The organism is Vibrio sp. 10N.286.48.F5 (assembly GCF_041469785.1).
GTDB lineage: Bacteria > Pseudomonadota > Gammaproteobacteria > Enterobacterales > Vibrionaceae > Vibrio > Vibrio crassostreae_C.
The window spans coordinates 73,423-91,143 of record NZ_JBFRLG010000031.1 but is presented as its reverse complement, the minus strand read 5'-3'; the positions used below and the strand labels follow the sequence as shown (position 1 = coordinate 91,143).

13 protein-coding genes are annotated in these 17,721 nt (G+C 45.3%); 10 read left to right on the top strand and 3 right to left on the bottom strand.

Annotation, left to right across the window (positions count from 1 at the left end):
• Positions 1-16: 16 nt before the first annotated feature.
• Positions 17-1,306: a citrate synthase gene (locus AB4185_RS16995; protein ID WP_017061949.1), complete on the bottom strand. Its 1,290-nt coding sequence runs from the start codon at positions 1,304-1,306 to the stop codon at positions 17-19.
• 417 nt (positions 1,307-1,723) lie between these two features.
• Here AB4185_RS16995 and sdhC point away from each other — a divergent pair, with 417 nt between their 5' ends.
• The 8 genes from sdhC (at position 1,724) to sucD (ending at position 11,339) form a co-directional block, all read left to right on the top strand.
• The gene (gene sdhC, locus AB4185_RS16990) at positions 1,724-2,116 is read left to right on the top strand and encodes a succinate dehydrogenase cytochrome b556 subunit (protein ID WP_017061948.1); all 393 of its coding nucleotides are present in this window, start codon (positions 1,724-1,726) and stop codon (positions 2,114-2,116) included.
• Positions 2,110-2,457: a succinate dehydrogenase, hydrophobic membrane anchor protein gene (gene sdhD, locus AB4185_RS16985; RefSeq protein ID WP_010436768.1), complete on the top strand. Its 348-nt coding sequence runs from the start codon at positions 2,110-2,112 to the stop codon at positions 2,455-2,457. The genes sdhC and sdhD overlap by 7 nt, the downstream gene beginning before the upstream one ends.
• Positions 2,458-4,224, top strand: a complete 1,767-nt coding sequence (sdhA, locus tag AB4185_RS16980) for a succinate dehydrogenase flavoprotein subunit (RefSeq protein ID WP_048606450.1) — start codon at positions 2,458-2,460, stop codon at positions 4,222-4,224.
• Positions 4,225-4,236: 12 nt separating this feature from the next.
• Positions 4,237-4,950, top strand: a complete 714-nt coding sequence (locus tag AB4185_RS16975) for a succinate dehydrogenase iron-sulfur subunit (RefSeq protein ID WP_010436773.1) — start codon at positions 4,237-4,239, stop codon at positions 4,948-4,950.
• Positions 4,951-5,047: 97 nt separating this feature from the next.
• Positions 5,048-7,864, top strand: a complete 2,817-nt coding sequence (sucA, locus tag AB4185_RS16970; RefSeq protein ID WP_017061946.1) for a 2-oxoglutarate dehydrogenase E1 component — start codon at positions 5,048-5,050, stop codon at positions 7,862-7,864.
• A gap of 21 nt (positions 7,865-7,885) precedes the next feature.
• Complete coding sequence (gene odhB / locus AB4185_RS16965; protein WP_017056410.1) at positions 7,886-9,094, top strand: 2-oxoglutarate dehydrogenase complex dihydrolipoyllysine-residue succinyltransferase; 1,209 nt, start codon at positions 7,886-7,888, stop codon at positions 9,092-9,094.
• A gap of 206 nt (positions 9,095-9,300) precedes the next feature.
• Positions 9,301-10,467: an ADP-forming succinate--CoA ligase subunit beta gene (gene sucC / locus AB4185_RS16960; protein WP_019820479.1), complete on the top strand. Its 1,167-nt coding sequence runs from the start codon at positions 9,301-9,303 to the stop codon at positions 10,465-10,467.
• On the top strand, positions 10,467-11,339 hold the full coding sequence (gene sucD, locus AB4185_RS16955; RefSeq protein WP_004734209.1) for a succinate--CoA ligase subunit alpha: 873 nt from the start codon (positions 10,467-10,469) through the stop codon (positions 11,337-11,339). Before sucC ends, sucD begins: the two co-directional genes overlap by 1 nt.
• A 113-nt stretch (positions 11,340-11,452) precedes the next feature.
• Here sucD and znuB read toward each other — a convergent pair whose 3' ends face one another.
• Together znuB and znuC are read right to left on the bottom strand one after the other, a co-directional pair.
• Positions 11,453-12,238, bottom strand: coding sequence for a zinc ABC transporter permease subunit ZnuB (gene znuB, locus AB4185_RS16950; RefSeq protein ID WP_017061944.1), 786 nt, complete (start codon positions 12,236-12,238; stop codon positions 11,453-11,455).
• On the bottom strand, positions 12,238-13,017 hold the full coding sequence (gene znuC / locus AB4185_RS16945; protein ID WP_017061943.1) for a zinc ABC transporter ATP-binding protein ZnuC: 780 nt from the start codon (positions 13,015-13,017) through the stop codon (positions 12,238-12,240). The genes znuB and znuC overlap by 1 nt, the downstream gene beginning before the upstream one ends.
• 83 nt (positions 13,018-13,100) lie before the next feature.
• Between znuC and znuA the strand changes: the two genes are divergently transcribed.
• Both znuA and AB4185_RS16935 read left to right on the top strand, forming a co-directional pair.
• Positions 13,101-13,991 carry a zinc ABC transporter substrate-binding protein ZnuA gene (gene znuA, locus AB4185_RS16940; RefSeq protein WP_017067380.1) on the top strand — a complete coding sequence of 297 codons (891 nt, stop codon included), beginning with the start codon at positions 13,101-13,103 and terminating at the stop codon, positions 13,989-13,991.
• Between the two features lie 269 nt (positions 13,992-14,260).
• Positions 14,261-17,623, top strand: coding sequence for a helix-turn-helix domain-containing protein (locus AB4185_RS16935; RefSeq protein ID WP_372135707.1), 3,363 nt, complete (start codon positions 14,261-14,263; stop codon positions 17,621-17,623).
• Positions 17,624-17,721: the final 98 nt, after the last annotated feature.

Here is a 17,721-nt window from a genome sequence, read left to right as displayed (position 1 = left end):
TTATGATTTATAGCAACTATTCACGTTCGTGAAGTGCTTTAAAGTCACGTTGTTCTTCACCAGTATATAGCTGACGAGGACGACCGATACGGTTCGTCGGATCGCTGTGCATTTCGTTCCAGTGAGCAATCCAACCGATGGTACGAGACATCGCGAAGATTACTGTAAACATAGATACTGGAATACCGATTGCTTTCAGAATGATACCTGAGTAGAAATCTACGTTCGGGTATAGCTTCTTAGAAACAAAGTACTCATCAGAAAGAGCGATACGCTCAAGTTCCATCGCTACGTCTAGTAGTGGATCTTGGATGTTTAGCTCTTTAAGCACTTCGTGACACGCTTCGCGCATTACTGTTGCACGTGGGTCGTAGTTCTTGTAAACACGGTGACCGAAGCCCATCAAACGGAATGGGTCATCTTTGTCTTTTGCTTTCGCAACGTATTCTTCAATGTTATCTACGCTACCGATCTCTTCAAGCATGCGCAGACAAGCTTCGTTTGCACCGCCGTGAGCTGGGCCCCAAAGTGATGCGATACCTGCTGCGATACACGCAAACGGGTTAGCACCAGATGAACCAGCAAGACGCACTGTAGACGTAGAAGCGTTCTGTTCGTGGTCAGCATGTAGAGTGAAAATCTTATCCATTGCACGAGCAACGATAGGGTTCACTTCATACTCTTCACATGGGTTTGCAAACATCATGTGTAAGAAGTTTTCTGCGTAGCCTAGGTCGTTACGTGGGTAGATAAACGGCTGACCGATTGAATATTTGTAACACATTGCAGCCAGTGTTGGCATTTTTGAAATCAGGCGGTATGCCGCAATTTCACGGTGTGTATCGTTGTTGACATCAAGTGAGTCGTGGTAGAACGCCGCTAGAGCGCCTACAACACCACACATTACAGCCATAGGGTGAGCGTCACGACGGAAGCCGTGGAAGAAACTAGCGATTTGCTCGTGCACCATAGTGTGACGTGTCACGGTAGTCTTGAACTTTTCGTACTCAGCTCGAGATGGGGCTTCACCGTAAAGAAGTATGTAACATACTTCTAAGTAATCAGCGTTATTGGCAAGTTGGTCGATTGGATAACCACGATGTAAAAGAATGCCTTTTCCACCGTCAATAAAAGTGATTTGAGACTCACAGGATGCAGTGGCAAGAAAACCAGGGTCAAAAGTGAAAAAACCATTAGAACCTAGTGTACGAACATCGATCACTGGAGTACCAAGTACACCTTCTGTAATCGGCAGCTCGATTGGCGCTTGACCTTCAATGTGAAGGGTAGCTTTCTTATCCGCCATAACAATCTCCTTTGTTTATTATTTAATCCGTCCAGGATGTTTATGTGCCATTTTTTTACTGGTCTTACGTGGGAAAGTCAATTTTTCTGAAGCTTTGTGTGCACTTGTTAGTGTTTTTTACATTAAATTCGTTAAAAATCTGGTCTGTGTAGCATTATTTGTTACATCAATTGTATTAGAATGTTGCCAGTCGTATAGTGACGCTGAAAAGTTTGGTTAAAACCTTATAAATGCAAGGCTAAGAAGAAATGTGAGGTGTCTTTCTTAATCGAGCGGTTAACAATTATTTTACAATTATCTAAGGCTCAACTTCAGTTATTTGTTAAGTTAATGTTAAATTTTGAAGGTTTACAATCAAATTTTGTCCATAACAATATCATAAGGTTATTTAATGACCATAATGCTCAATGGAGCTGAGTGAGCAAGCCCGTGAAAGAAAGAAAGACAAGACCTGTTAATTTAGATTTACAGACCATCCACTTTCCAATCACAGCAATAGCTTCCATCCTACACCGTGTGTCTGGGGTGATAACTTTTGTCGCGATTGGAATTCTGCTTTGGTTACTATCCATTTCCCTCTCATCCCCAGTAGGCTTTGCCGAAGCTAGCGACATTGTCGATGGTTTCTTCGTGAAGTTTATTCTGTGGGGCATTTTAACCGCTTTGGCTTACCACATTGCTGGTGGTATTCGTCACCTTCTTATGGACCTTGGTCACTTTGAAGAGCTGGAATCTGGCGCTAAGAGCGCTAAGGTTGCATTCGCAGCAACAGCGGTATTGTCTCTACTAGCGGGGATCTTAGTATGGTAAACAACGTTTCTACTTTTGGTCGTAATGGTGTCCACGATTATCTATTGATTCGTGCAACTGCCATCATTATGACGCTTTACACTATCTACCTAGTTAGCTTCTGTGCTTTCTCTGGTGATATCTCTTACGCATCTTGGACGCAATTCTTTGGTGGAACCTTCACTAAAGTCTTCACCATGTTAGCGCTTACTTCTGTTTTGGTTCACGCGTGGATCGGCCTATGGCAAGTACTAACTGACTACATCAAATGCGCAAAACTGCGTGTTGGTCTTCAAGTCGGTGTTGTTGCAGTTCTTCTTGGATATTTCTTCTCTGGTCTGTTTATTTTGTGGGGTGCGTAAGTGACTATTCCTGTTCGTGAGTTTGATGCCGTAGTGATCGGCGCTGGTGGTGCAGGTATGCGTGCCGCACTGCAAATTTCTGAGCAAGGCCTTTCTTGTGCATTGCTTTCTAAAGTTTTCCCTACTCGTTCTCATACGGTTTCAGCGCAAGGCGGCATCACTGTTGCTCTTGGTAACGCGCATGAAGACCATTGGGAACAACATATGTATGACACAGTAAAAGGTTCTGATTACATCGGTGACCAAGACGCTATCGAATACATGTGTAAAAACGGTCCTGAGTCGGTAATCGAACTCGAAAAAATGGGCCTGCCTTTCTCTCGTTTTGAGAACGGTACTATTTACCAGCGTCCTTTCGGTGGTCAATCTAAAAACTTTGGTGGTGAGCAAGCGGCTCGTACCGCAGCTGCAGCCGACCGTACTGGTCACGCACTGCTTCATACGCTTTACCAACAAAACATTAAACATAAAACGACGGTTTTCTCTGAGTGGTATGCACTGGATCTTGTTAAAAACGAAGATGGTGCAATTTTAGGTACTACCGCGCTTTGTATGGAAACGGGCGAGGTTTGCTACTTCAAAGCGAAGGCAACAATCCTTGCGACTGGTGGTGCTGGTCGTATCTACGCATCAACAACCAATGCACACATTAACACTGGTGACGGTGTTGGTATGGCGATTCGTGCTGGCGTTCCTATGCAAGACATCGAAATGTGGCAGTTCCACCCGACGGGTATCGCTGGTGCAGGTGTATTGGTAACGGAAGGTTGTCGTGGTGAAGGTGGTTACCTTCTCAATAAAGACGGCGAACGCTTCATGGAACGTTACGCACCAAACGCTAAAGACTTAGCGGGTCGTGATGTTGTTGCTCGTTCAATGATGGTTGAAATTCGTGAAGGTCGCGGTTGCGATGGCCCTTGGGGTCCACACATCAAGCTTAAGCTTGATCATCTAGGTAAAGAGACACTTGAATCTCGTCTTCCTGGTGTATGTGAACTTTCTCGTACCTTTGCTCACGTTGATCCAGTGAAAGAGCCAATCCCAGTAATCCCGACATGTCACTACATGATGGGTGGTGTTCCAACACAAGTTTCTGGTCAAGCTATTAAGCAAACCGAAGACGGCAGCGATGTTGAAATCCAAGGTCTATTTGCTTGTGGTGAAATCGCATCAGTATCAGTACATGGTGCCAACCGTCTAGGTGGTAACTCACTGCTTGATTTGGTGGTATTTGGTCGTGCGACAGGTCTACACCTAGGTGAGACACTGAAGAAGCAAGACGAAGCGAAACCTGCAACTGAAGCTGACATTGAGCGTTCACTAGAGCGTTACAACCGTTGGGAAAACAGCACAGACGGCGAAGATCCAGCGCAAATCCGTAAAGATCTTCAGCAATGTATGCAGAACAACTTCTCAGTATTCCGTGAAGGCAAAGCAATGGCTGAAGGTCTAGAAGAGCTAAAAGCGATTCGCGAGCGTCTGAAAAATGCACACCTATCTGATAAGTCTACAGAGTTCAACACTCAACGTATCGAGTGTCTAGAGCTTGAAAACTTGATGGAAACGGCATTCGCAACGGCTGTTGCTGCAAATTTCCGTACAGAGAGCCGTGGCGCACACGCTCGATTCGATTTCCCTGACCGTGATGATGAGCAATGGCTATGCCACTCACTTTACAACCCAGAGTCAGAGAGCATGACTAAGCGTGGTGTAAACATGGAACCTATCCATCGTGAAGCGTTCCCACCAAAAGCACGTACGTACTAAGGAGATATGACCATGAAACTGAATTTCTCTTTATATCGTTACAATCCAGATGTCGACCAGAAACCTTATATGAAGGAATACACTCTAGAAGTGGATGAAGGTTCAGACATGATGCTTTTGGATGCGCTTATTCTGTTGAAAGAGCAAGATCCAACAATCTCATTCCGTCGCTCATGCCGTGAAGGTGTATGTGGCTCGGATGGTTTGAACATGAACGGTAAAAATGGCCTAGCGTGTATCACGCCATTGTCTGCGCTTTCGGGCCAAGACAAGATTGTGATTCGCCCACTGCCTGGCTTACCCGTTGTTCGTGACCTGATTGTAGACATGACTCAGTTCTACGATAACTACGAAAAAGTGAAGCCATTCTTAGTGTCTGATGGCAATGTGCCACCGGCTCGTGAAAACTTACAAAGCCCTGATGAGCGTGCTCATTTAGATGGATTGTACGAATGTATCATGTGTGCATGTTGTACAACGTCATGCCCATCATTCTGGTGGAATCCTGACAAATTCATCGGACCAGCAGGCCTGCTTGCAGCGTACCGTTGGCTAATTGATAGCCGAGATACAGCGACAGACGAACGTTTGTCCGATCTTGATGATGCATTTAGCGTTTTTCGTTGCCATGGCATCATGAATTGTGTAAGTGTTTGTCCTAAGGGATTAAATCCGACGAAAGCTATTGGTCACATCAAGACCATGCTAGTGAATCGTTCGGTTTAAGTTATATAAAAATTGCCGCCCTAGAAGTTTTGGGGCGGCCTTTTAATAGCTCGGCATAGACCGCAGCAAACGTGAAAACTACTGGTTAAGGGAAAATATGCACAACGGCGTGATGAAGGCATGGCTCGAGTCTTCACACTTGGCTGGCGCCAATGCAACGTACGTAGAAGAACTCTATGAACTGTATCTAAGTGACCCAGATTCGGTAAGTGACGAATGGAGAAGTGTTTTTGAAGAACTGCCTGTGCAAGCTTCAGAGACAGTGGAACAACCACACTCTCGTGTTCGTGAATACTTCCGTCGACTCGCTCAAGAAACAAAGCATTACAGTGTCCAAGTTAGTGATCCAGATGTCGATGCGAAACAAGTAAAGGTTCTGCAACTTATTAATGCCTATCGATTCCGAGGGCATCAAGCAGCAAATCTAGACCCCCTAGGTTTATGGAAAAGAGCGACAGTTGATGAACTGGACCCTTCTTTCCACACTCTTACCGAAGATGACCTCAATGAGACGTTCAACGTCGGCTCTTACGCCATTGGCCAAGAGACGATGGTGCTTAAAGATCTCTACAAATCTCTAAAGCAAACGTATTGTGGCTCTATTGGTGCTGAATACATGCACATGACAAATACAGAGCAAAAGCGTTGGATCCAACAACGTTTAGAGTCTGTATCTGGTCAACCCTCTTTCAACAAAGAAGAAAAGCAAGCTTTCCTAGAAGAGCTAACTGCTGCTGAAGGTCTTGAGCGCTATCTTGGTGCGAAATTCCCAGGCGCAAAACGCTTCTCGTTGGAAGGTGGTGATGCTCTTATCCCAATGACGAAAGAAATTATTCGTCATGCTGGCGGACAAGGCATGCGTGAAGTTGTTGTTGGTATGGCTCACCGTGGTCGTCTAAACATGTTGGTCAACGTGCTTGGTAAAAAGCCACAAGACCTGTTTGACGAGTTTGCGGGCAAGCACGATGACACGTGGGGTACTGGTGATGTGAAATACCACCAAGGCTTCTCTGCGGACTTCGCAACGCCAGGCGGCAACGTTCACTTAGCACTAGCATTTAACCCATCTCACTTAGAAATCGTAAACCCGGTAGTTATCGGTTCAGTACGTGCACGTCAAGATCGCCTTGGTGATAATGATGGTAGCCGTGTACTTCCAATTACTATCCACGGTGACTCAGCTATCGCTGGTCAGGGTGTAGTACAAGAGACGTTTAACATGTCTCAAGCTCGTGGTTTCTGTGTAGGTGGTACGGTTCGTATCGTTGTAAACAACCAAGTTGGTTTTACAACGTCTAACCCTCGCGATACACGCTCTACGATGTACTGTACCGATATCGCGAAGATGGTTCAGGCTCCGATTTTCCACGTTAACTCTGATGATCCAGAAGCGGTTGCGTTTGTTGCGCGTCTTGCATTGGATTACCGTAATACGTTTAAGCGTGATGTTGTTATTGATTTGGTTTGTTACCGTCGCCACGGTCACAATGAAGCCGATGAGCCGAATGCAACACAGCCTTTGATGTACCAAAAAATCAAGAAGCACCCAACACCACGTAAGCTTTACGCTGACGTGCTAATGGAGCGCGGTGAGTTTGGTATTGATACAGCAACTCAGCTAGTTAACGAATATCGTGATGCACTTGATCACGGTGAAGTTGTGGTTAAAGAGTGGCGTCCAATGGCACTTCACTCAGTAGACTGGTCTCCTTACCTAGGTCACGACTGGAACATCGAGTGGGATAACAAGATTGATATCGAGCGCCTGAAAGAGCTTGGTACCAAACTTTGTCAATACCCGGACAGCCACAAGCTGCAAAGCCGAGTAAATAAACTGTACAACGATCGTACTGCCATGGTGAATGGTGAGAAACAAGTCGATTGGGGTATGGCTGAAACTCTGGCATACGCAACACTTGTTGACGACGGTAAGCGTATTCGTATCTCAGGCCAAGATTCAGGTCGTGGTACGTTCTTCCACCGTCACTCAGTACTGCACAATCAATCAGATGCAAGCACGTATGTTCCTCTTGCGAACATTCATGATAAACAAGGGCCATTCCAAGTGTTTGACTCTGTGTTATCTGAAGAAGCGGTACTCGCATTTGAGTATGGTTACGCGACAGCAGAGCCAAGCGGTCTAACCCTTTGGGAAGCTCAATTTGGTGACTTCGCAAACGGTGCACAAGTTGTTATCGACCAATTCATTTCATCAGGTGAGCAAAAGTGGGCACGTCTATGTGGTCTAACTATGCTGCTTCCTCACGGTTATGAAGGCCAAGGCCCGGAGCACTCTTCTGCACGTCTTGAGCGTTACCTTCAGTTATGTGCTGAACAAAACATGCAGGTTGTTGTTCCTTCAACACCAGCTCAGGTTTACCACATGATTCGCCGTCAGGTTGTTCGACCAATGCGTCGTCCACTGATTGTAATGTCACCTAAGTCATTGCTTCGTCACCCTCTGTGTACTTCTTCTCTTGAAGATTTGGCAGAAGGCACGTTCCAACCAGCTATCGCAGAAATTGATGACCTGGCGCCTGAGAACGTAAAACGCGTCGTGTTCTGTTCAGGTAAGGTTTACTTTGACCTGCTTGACCAAAGACGTAAGAACGAGCAAGACGATGTCGCTATTGTACGTATTGAGCAACTTTACCCGTTCCCTTATGAGGATGTGAGAGCTGCCATCGCACAATACACAAATGTAGTCGATTACGTTTGGTGTCAAGAAGAGCCACAAAACCAAGGTGCTTGGTACAGTAGCCAACATAATTTCCGAGCTGCTATCCCAGTAGGTGCTGATATTCAATACGCAGGTCGTCCTGCATCAGCATCACCAGCTGTTGGCTATATGTCAGTACACTTGAAACAACAAAAAGCGTTAGTTGACGACGCTTTGACCCTACTTAAGAACTAGAAGTAAAAGGAAAATACGCACATGACAATTGAAATTCTGGTTCCAGATTTACCTGAATCTGTGGCTGATGCAACAGTTGCTACTTGGCACAAAAAACCGGGCGAAGCGGTTGCACGTGATGAAGTCATTGTAGATATCGAAACAGATAAAGTAGTTCTAGAAGTACCGGCTCCTGAAGCGGGTGTTCTGGAAGCTATCATCGAAGAAGAGGGTGCTACGGTACTTTCTAAGCAGCTTCTGGCTAAAATCAAGCCGGGTGCTGTCGCTGGTGAACCAACGAAAGACACCACTGAAGATACAGAAGCATCTCCTGATAAGCGCCATAAAGCTGCGCTAACAGAAGAGAACAACGACGCGCTAAGCCCAGCTGTTCGTCGCCTGCTTGCTGAGCACAACCTACAACCAGCTGACGTTAAAGGCACTGGTGTTGGTGGTCGTATTACTCGTGAAGACATCGACGCACACCTAGCAGCAGCGAAAGCGGCTCCGGCAGCAGCATCTGCACCAGCAGTTGAAGCGCCAGCAGCGGCTCGCAGCCAAAAACGCGTGCCTATGACTCGCCTACGTAAGACAGTTGCAAACCGTCTTCTAGAAGCGAAAAACAGCACAGCAATGCTGACTACTTTCAACGAAGTGAACATGAAGCCAATCATGGACCTTCGTAAGCAGTACAAAGACCAATTCGAGAAGCGTCACGACACGCGTCTTGGCTTCATGTCTTTCTACGTGAAAGCAGTAACAGAAGCGCTAAAACGTTTCCCAGAAGTGAACGCTTCTATTGATGGTACAGATATCGTTTACCACAACTACTTCGACATCAGCATGGCGGTATCTACGCCACGTGGTCTAGTGACTCCAGTACTTAAAGACTGTGACACACTAGGTTTCGCTGATATCGAAAAAGGCATCAAAGAGCTAGCAATCAAAGGCCGTGACGGCAAGCTAACGGTTGATGAACTGATGGGTGGTAACTTCACTATCACAAACGGTGGTGTATTTGGTTCTCTAATGTCTACGCCAATCATCAACCCACCTCAAGCGGCAATTTTGGGTATGCACAAAATCCAAGACCGTCCAATGGCTGTTGATGGCAAGGTAGAGATTCTACCAATGATGTACCTAGCGCTTTCTTACGACCACCGTCTAATCGATGGCCGTGAATCAGTTGGCTTCCTAGTGACCATCAAAGAGCTTCTAGAAGATCCTGCACGTCTGCTATTAGACGTTTAGTATCGCTAAAACGTCTAGTTAACCCCGTTAGCTAGACGTAAAAAGTTGCAAAGGCTAGGCTGCTCAACGTCTGGCCTTCAATTGAACTGTAAAGCCATTAGAAAATGGACAGCAGTTGTTTTGAGAAGACCCTACAGACGTAACACAGGAAACTGTGTCGTTATGGAAATAATAATCCCTTAAGGGAAAATAAACGGAATATCAAAATGAATTTGCATGAATACCAAGCCAAACAGCTGTTTGCAGAATTCGGTTTGCCTGTACCAGAAGGTTTCGCATGTGATACTGCACAAGAAGCTTTCGAAGCTGCAGGTCGTATCAGTACAGCCAAGAAAGTCGTTAAGTGTCAAGTACATGCTGGTGGCCGCGGTAAAGCGGGCGGCGTAGAGCTACATGACACCAAAGAAGGCGTTAAAGAGTTTGCACAAAAGTGGCTAGGTAAAAACCTAGTGACTTACCAAACAGACGCTAATGGTCAGCCTGTAACAAAGATCCTAGTTGAAGAAGCATCAAACATTGCTAACGAACTTTACCTAGGTGCTGTTGTTGACCGCGCAACGCGTAAAATTGTATTCATGGCGTCAACTGAAGGCGGTGTGGACATTGAGAAAATCGCTGAAGAAACTCCAGAGTTGATTCACCAATCAGCGATCGATCCTCTAGTAGGCCCTCAAGCTTACCAAGGCCGTGAACTTGCGTTCAAACTTGGTCTAGTTGGCGATCAAATCAAACAGTTCGTTAAGATCTTCATGGGTCTTGGCAAAATGTTCTCTCAGTACGACCTAGCTCTACTAGAAATCAACCCGCTTGTCATTACTGGCGAAGGCAACCTGCTTTGTCTAGACGGCAAGATCAACATCGACTCAAACGCGATGTACCGTCAGCCTAAACTACGTGAAATGCACGATCCATCTCAAGAAGATGAGCGCGAAGCACACGCAGCACAGTGGGAACTGAACTACGTAGCACTAGATGGCAACGTTGGCTGTATGGTTAACGGTGCAGGCCTTGCGATGGGTACGATGGATATCGTAAACCTACACGGCGGCAAGCCAGCAAACTTCCTTGATGTAGGCGGCGGCGCGACTAAAGAGCGTGTAGCTGAAGCATTCAAGATCATCCTTTCTGATGACAATGTTAAAGCAGTACTCGTAAACATTTTCGGTGGCATCGTTCGTTGTGACATGATCGCTGAAGGTATTATCGGTGCAGTTAAAGAAGTCGGCGTAACAGTTCCTGTAGTTGTTCGTCTAGAAGGTACAAACGCAGACCTAGGTCGCGAAGTACTTGCTAATTCTGATGTTGATATCATTGCAGCTGAATCTCTAACAGATGCTGCTCAGAAAGTTGTTGCTGCTGCGGAGGCTAAATAATGTCTGTATTAATTAACAAAGACACTAAAGTAATCTGTCAGGGTTTCACTGGCGGTCAAGGTACATTCCACTCAGACCAAGCTATCGCATACGGTACGCAAATGGTTGGTGGTGTTTCACCTGGTAAAGGTGGTCAAACTCACCTAGGCCTTCCAGTATTCAACACAGTACGTGAAGCGGTAGAAGTAACTGGCGCAACAGCAACAGTTATCTACGTACCAGCTCCTTTCTGTAAAGATGCAATCCTAGAAGCGATTGATGCAGGTATCGAACTGATCGTAACGATCACTGAAGGTATCCCTACAACAGATATGATCGACGTTAAAGTGAAGCTAGAAGAAACTGGCGTTCGCATGATCGGTCCTAACTGTCCAGGTCTTATCACTCCAGACGAGTGTAAGATTGGTATCATGCCTGGTCACATCCACAAGAAGGGTAAAGTAGGCATAGTATCTCGCAGCGGTACTCTGACGTACGAAGCAGTTAAGCAAACAACAGATGAAGGCTTTGGTCAGTCTACATGTGTTGGTATCGGTGGTGACCCTATCCCAGGTTCAAACTTCATTGATATCCTAAAACTTTTCCAAGAAGACCCAGAAACTGAAGCAATCGTAATGATTGGTGAAATCGGTGGTACTGCGGAAGAAGAAGCGGCTGAGTTCATCAAAGCAAACGTAACTAAGCCAGTTGTATCTTACATCGCTGGTGTTACTGCTCCTCCGGGCAAGCGTATGGGCCACGCAGGCGCAATCATCTCTGGCGGTAAAGGTACTGCTGAAGATAAATTCGCAGCACTAGAAGCAGCAGGCGTTAAGACTGTTAAGTCTCTTGCTGACATCGGTAAAGGCCTACGTGAAATCACGGGTTGGTAATCAGCTGGCTTTTATCGATTGAGATAGAAGTTAATTGAAACGATATTAAAAAGGCTTGGTCACTGACCAAGCCTTTTTTATGTTTTCGAGATACGAGATCGTACTGCTAAGTGCTAAGCTCGACTTCTAACCATTTGAGATAGCATAAACATTGCTGCCGCACTGATAACCACAGACGGGCCAGCAGGCGTATCATAGAACCAAGACAAGCTTAATCCACCGAATACAGCGATAGAGCCAATAATTGATGCAAGGAAGGCCATCTGCTCAGGTGTGCTCGAGAACTTCCTTGCCGTTGCTGCAGGAATAATCAGTAGCGATGTCATGATTAACGCACCAACAAACTTCATACCGACAGCAATCACGATACCGACCAATAGCATCAGAATCAGACGCATTAAATCAATGTTGATGCCATCAACCGCCGCGAGATCTTCGTTAACCGTCGTTGATAGTAGTGGTCGCCAAAAGATAGCAAGTACTAATCCAATCACAGCAGCACCCGCATAGATGAACACTAAATCCGTTGGAGATACTGCCAGCAAGTCACCAAATAGGTAGCTCATTAGGTCAACACGAACGTTATCTAAGAAACTGACAGCAACCAAACCAAGTGATAGCGCACTGTGCGCCAAAATACCGAGTAGGGTATCGGTCGCGACCAGCTTTTGTTTTTGTAAAGTCACTAGCAACACGGCCAGCATCAAACAACAAATCAGCAGCGCGAAATACAAGTTAATGTTGAACAGAAAGCCAAGTGCTAAGCCCATCAAAGAAGCGTGAGCAAGCGTGTCACCAAAGTAAGCCATCTTACGCCACACCACGAATGAACCTAGTGGGCCTGCAATTAGTGCAATACCCAAACCCGCCAAAATAGAGGGAAGAAGAAACTCAAGCATTAGTGGTGTCCGTGTTTATGGTTTGAACATTCATGCACGTCGCCTTCGACAGGCTGGCCTGCGAGATCATGATGGTGATGTTCGTGTTGGTGATGATAAAACGCTAGCGTCTCTTGGGTCGCGGTGCCAAAGAGCGCAATATACGAAGGATGGTGTTTGATGTCTGCAGGTGCGCCTGAGCAACAGATGTGGTGGTGTAAACAGATAACATCGTCTGTTTTTGCCATCACTAAATGCAGATCGTGTGAAACCATAAATACGGCACAACCAAAGCGGTGGCGAATGGTGTCAATCAAGTCATACAGGTCTATTTGCCCTTGAACGTCGACGCCTTGAGCCGGTTCATCGAGAACCAGTAGATCTGGTCTTCTTAGCAATGAACGAGCAATGAGCACACGTTGGTTTTCTCCGCCAGATAGCTGGTGCATGTTACTCTTCTGCAGATGTTCAGCACCAACAAGCTTCAATGCTTCAAGGATCTCTTGCTGACTGAAATTGCCAGTGAGTTTTAGAAAACGCTCTACGTTGAGCGGTAGGGAATCATTGAGCTTTAATTTTTGTGGTACATAGCCAATTTTCAGTTTTTTAGCTTTTGTTATTGTGCCTGAAAATTTGGTCTGTAAACCCAGTACCACTTTTACTAATGTCGACTTTCCTGCACCGTTTGGCCCAATCAGGGTGGTGATTCTGCCGCGCTCTAAATTTAGAGAGATGTTGTCTAGAACTTTTCGACCGTCAAATTCGACGCTTACAGAATCTAGTTGGATTAAGTTATCCATGAATAGAACTCATTTGCAATTCGCTAATGTTATAATGTAACATTTACCTCAAGCCTAAGCTACTTTTCTATTATCGAGGGATTATGTCACGTTCATCTTTTATACTTGCTACTTTGCTTTTAGCGCCAAGTGTCGCAAGTGCCAATACTATTCTAACAAGCTTTAAACCAATTCAAATGATTGTGACAGAATTAACGCAAGGCGTTAGTGAGCCGGATGTGTTGATGAACAGCAATGCTTCGCCGCATGATTATGCGCTTAAGCCATCGGATGTCAAAAAAGTTCATAGTGCCGATATGGTCATCTGGTTCGGCCCTGACCTAGAAGCCTTTCTGACTAAGGTGATTGGTTCAAAAGAAAATGTTATCAAGATCAGTGATATTCCCGGAATCAACTTGCGAGAGTTCGGACACGAAGAGCATGACCACGATGCACATGAAGGGCACCACCACGGTAGCCATGACCCGCATTTTTGGTTAGGTATCGAGCAAGTTGAAGTAGCTGCAAAATACATCTCAGCTAAGTTGATTGAATCTGATCCAGACAATGCAATGGCGTACCAAGAGAATCTCGATTCATTCCTGATTGCATTGAAAGAGAAGCAACAGTCTATTCGAGAGCAACTTGCACCCGTGAAAGACAAAGGTTACTACGTTTTTCATGACGCGTATGGTTACTTTGAGCAAGAGTTTGAGCTAAATAACTTAGGTCACTTTACGGTGAGCCCAGAGCGTAAGCCGGGTGCAAAAAGCCTGATCGCTATTAAGAAAACGATAGTACGTGAAAACGTTCAATGTGTGTTTTCTGAGCCTCAATTCACTCCTGCTGTGATTGAATCAGTGACGCGCGGAAGTAACGCAAAACAAGGTCAGCTTGACCCTATCGGTTCAACAGTTGAAGTGAAGAGTGGAAGCTATTTCGATTTTCTTCAGCAACTTACAGATAGCTATACAAGTTGCTTAGACGAGAAGTAAGTCATAAACGAGTATTCTTTACTCTACTTTGCTCTCGTTAATTTATGAATCATGCCGCTTTTTGCGGCATTTTCGTGACCGCTAAGATAAAACCTCCTAACAAATAACAAACCTCCTTTCTCCTTTTCTAATTTCCGCTAAAATGGAAAGATAATAATAAGCACAAAAAAACTCAGTTTTTGGTTTAGCAACGATAAGACGTTGTGGTACCCAAAATTTCATGTGTTGTTGCTGTTCAGGATTAAGAGTTGTATCGAATTATCTTCAAAATGTTCATGTTAATGAGCATTTCATTTAGCGTTCTAGCGGTAAATACCTCGCCCTCCGTTTTCTATCCTTTGCCCGCTCAAGCGCAAGGGAATTTCCTTGCGGCTAAAAACTTGTATTTAGGTGCCGGAGGTGGGCTCTGGGTTCATGATGTGCATGGAAAAGTACTCTTTTACGATGGTCGAACTCTATTCCCTCGCAAGGGAAGCTTACTGCAATTTTCTTCGGAAAGAGTCGCCTTTCTGAACGATGAGTTTTGGACATTTTTCGACAATGAGGTCTATCGACATAACCCTGGAATTGGCAACGAATTGGCGTTTAGCCTAAGTCCCGGCGCTGAAATAGCGAATATCGGTGCATCAGGCGATTATATTTGGGTTACTGACGGCAGTAATTTCTATACCTACAACACTCAATCTTTAGAATTCAACACCTACTCTCTACTTAAACTGTACCGATACAATAACAGCAGTGACATTGCGATTAACGACGCTGAGTGGGTACTATCAAAGTGGGTGCTAGCGACCAGTTCTGGCGTTTACCTTTCAGAGAATCAAGAGTTTACCCATGTCACCGCATCAGACAAAAACCATATTGAGACGGTTTATTTTTCGAATGCTCGACGTGAGTTAGTGATCGGTACTTTAAATGGTGCTGTGATTGTTGATCTCGCGAACCCAGACAAAGAGACCATCGTTAAAGGGTCGCATGTTCTCTCGTTGGCCGAAACTTCGGACCAGTATTGGATTGGTACAGAGCACGGCCTTATTAGCTACAACTTTATTACGGGACAAATTACTCGATTCGAACAAGCCGCTAGTCAAGACTTCTCGTTACCGGGTGAGAAAATATATTCGTTGATAAACGATCATGCTGGTGGTGTGTGGGTTGCGACAAACAACGGTATCCGATACTTCTCACTGTTCAGCAAAACCTTCTCGAGAACACCCCTAACTGGAATGGGCATGCATTCGAGTAGTGTGGTGATCAATAAAGTACTGCCTGTCAGTGACCAGTTATCTTGGGTCGCGTCTTCAATGGGGCTCTACTTGGTTGATTCTGAAAGTGAAGAGAACCCAATTCGTGTTTACTCTAACCCTGTTAATGATTTTGAGATCTTTGGCTCTTCCATTTGGTTGGCGACCGAACAAGGTATCATCAGTCTAAATACGGAAACACTACAACCCGAAGCCCTTGATTTACCAAGGCCAATTGAGGGAGTGCGTGTTGAAAACCTTGTGCTTCAAGCCGATAACGTTCTTTGGATGACCTCTGGGCAAAACCTCTATTCGTTATCTATCGAAACCATGAAACTGACGAGTTATGGCACTGACTGGTTAGTCGACAAGTTCTTGCCTGCGAAGATCACCGCTCTCAATGTAGGCTTGCTAGGTCGCATCTATATAGGAACGGATCATGGCTTCTACTCGTTCATTGATAAACGAATTAGCTTTAGTCGTTCCAGCGAACGGTTTGGCAAAGTCGTCGATATTGAAAAAGCGAAGGATGGAGCGCAGTGGTTTGCGAGCAGTTATGGCGTGTATCGAATCCCGGATGACAGCTCTATTATTCAAGAAATCACTCTTGTTGAAGACAATATTAGCCCCAACTGCCTGATAAGCGATGACAATGGTGTTTGGTTAGGCTCTTCGAAAGGCATCAGTTATTACGGATTGGATGGGCAACTGCATAAACACATAGGTTCGCCATTTGGTTTGATCACCAATGAACTGGCGGCAGGAGCGTGTGCTCTTTTTTACAGTCAAGATAGCCAACCTTCGAGGCTTGTTTTCGGCTCAAAGTATGGTGTAGTCAGCGCGTTATCTAACGAGTTACTGGTATCAACTACACCTCATAGCCGTGCCTTGTTGAGTAAGATAAGTGTCGACCAACAAACGGTATCACTTGGCGGGAAAACGGCAGAGCTGGATGAGATTCCTTATGGTTCATCGATGGGGTTTAAGCTAGGTATCTTACCAGCAACGTTCGCACCTGCGATGGAATACCGACTGAGCGACGATGAACCTTGGAGTGAGTTTGAAGGGGGCTTGTTAACGCTCGATCATCTTCTTCCAGGGGATTACACACTTGAAGTGAAGCCGGTTAAAGGCTCCCATTATCGCTTTGTGTCAACCAATCAAAGCTTCTCGATTGCGGAGCCTTGGTATCTGACCAATTGGGCTGCAGCAAGCTCTCTGATATTACTGATTGGCGTTGTGACTATCTTAGTCTTTTGGCGTTCGCGTTATGTCACTTTTGCCAACCGGCACTTAAAAGCGCAAGTTGCACTGAAGACAGACCAATTGAGGCACCAAAGCCGGATATTACTCGCCACTAATCAACAGCTTAAAAAGCAGCTATCCGTGAAGAATGCGCTTGTGTCTCACACTGCCAATGAACTCTCTTCTGAAGTGAATCATATTGCTGCGATGCTCCCGAATTGGAATGACGAGCTCGGGAAGTCGCCGATTCTAACCTTGAAAAATGGCTTAGCTCAATTGAGTAATACGCCTCAAGGAGAAGGGCAAGTTTGTTACGATATAATTTTAATCTTAGAGGTGGTACTCAAAGCTTGGCAGGATGACTTAACCAAAGCCGGTATTGAACTGGATATTAAAGTCGAAACAAAACAACGATATGTCTCGTTGCTGTATTTTAATCTCGATATTATCTTCAATAGCTTGGTTGCGAGCATCATCAAGAGAAACTTTAAGTCGCAGAGTATGGTGGTTCTGGTTGAAGAGGTTAAGGAGCATCTTGTTGTGACCATTCGAGATCATGGGACGCCTTTCCCTAAACTGGCATCAAGCATGGGTGACAATACCGGAAAGTCGACCGACCTTAACATCGAAAAGCTGCCGCTATTGATGAATCAGAGCGGTGGTGAGCTTAATGCCTTTGTTTCGGAGTCTCAAAATAAGGTTCAGCTTTCGTGGCCAATTGAGTATCAAGTACTCGACAATCTTGAAGCCAGCACAATTGAACAGATTGAAACCATTAAGCTTGCCGCCTCAACACCAGAGCAACAAAAACTGACAGCGGAACAAGAGTGGAAGAACAGAGTGTCGCAGCTTGTGAGTGAAAACTACGCTGATGCCGAGTTCAGTACTGCAACTGCCGCTAAGTATTTGTTTATGTCTGAGAGAAGCTTACAGAGACGCTTTAAATCGGCTTACAACAAGACCTTCAAAGAGCACTTGAATGAAGTACGTCTAGAGCATGCGTGTGAGCGCTTACTCGCTGGAGAGAAGATCTCTGATGTGGCGTTTGATTCGGGGTTCAATGACCCTTCCTATTTCAGTCAAAGGTTTAAGCACCACTTTGGCATGTCACCATCTAAGTTTGCTGAAAACAACGAAGAGTAGCACGCAGCGGATACTCAGCTAGAACATAAATAAAGATACTTTAGCCTCGACATTCGTGTTGGGGCTTTTTTATGCTTCTACGAGATACGAGATACGAG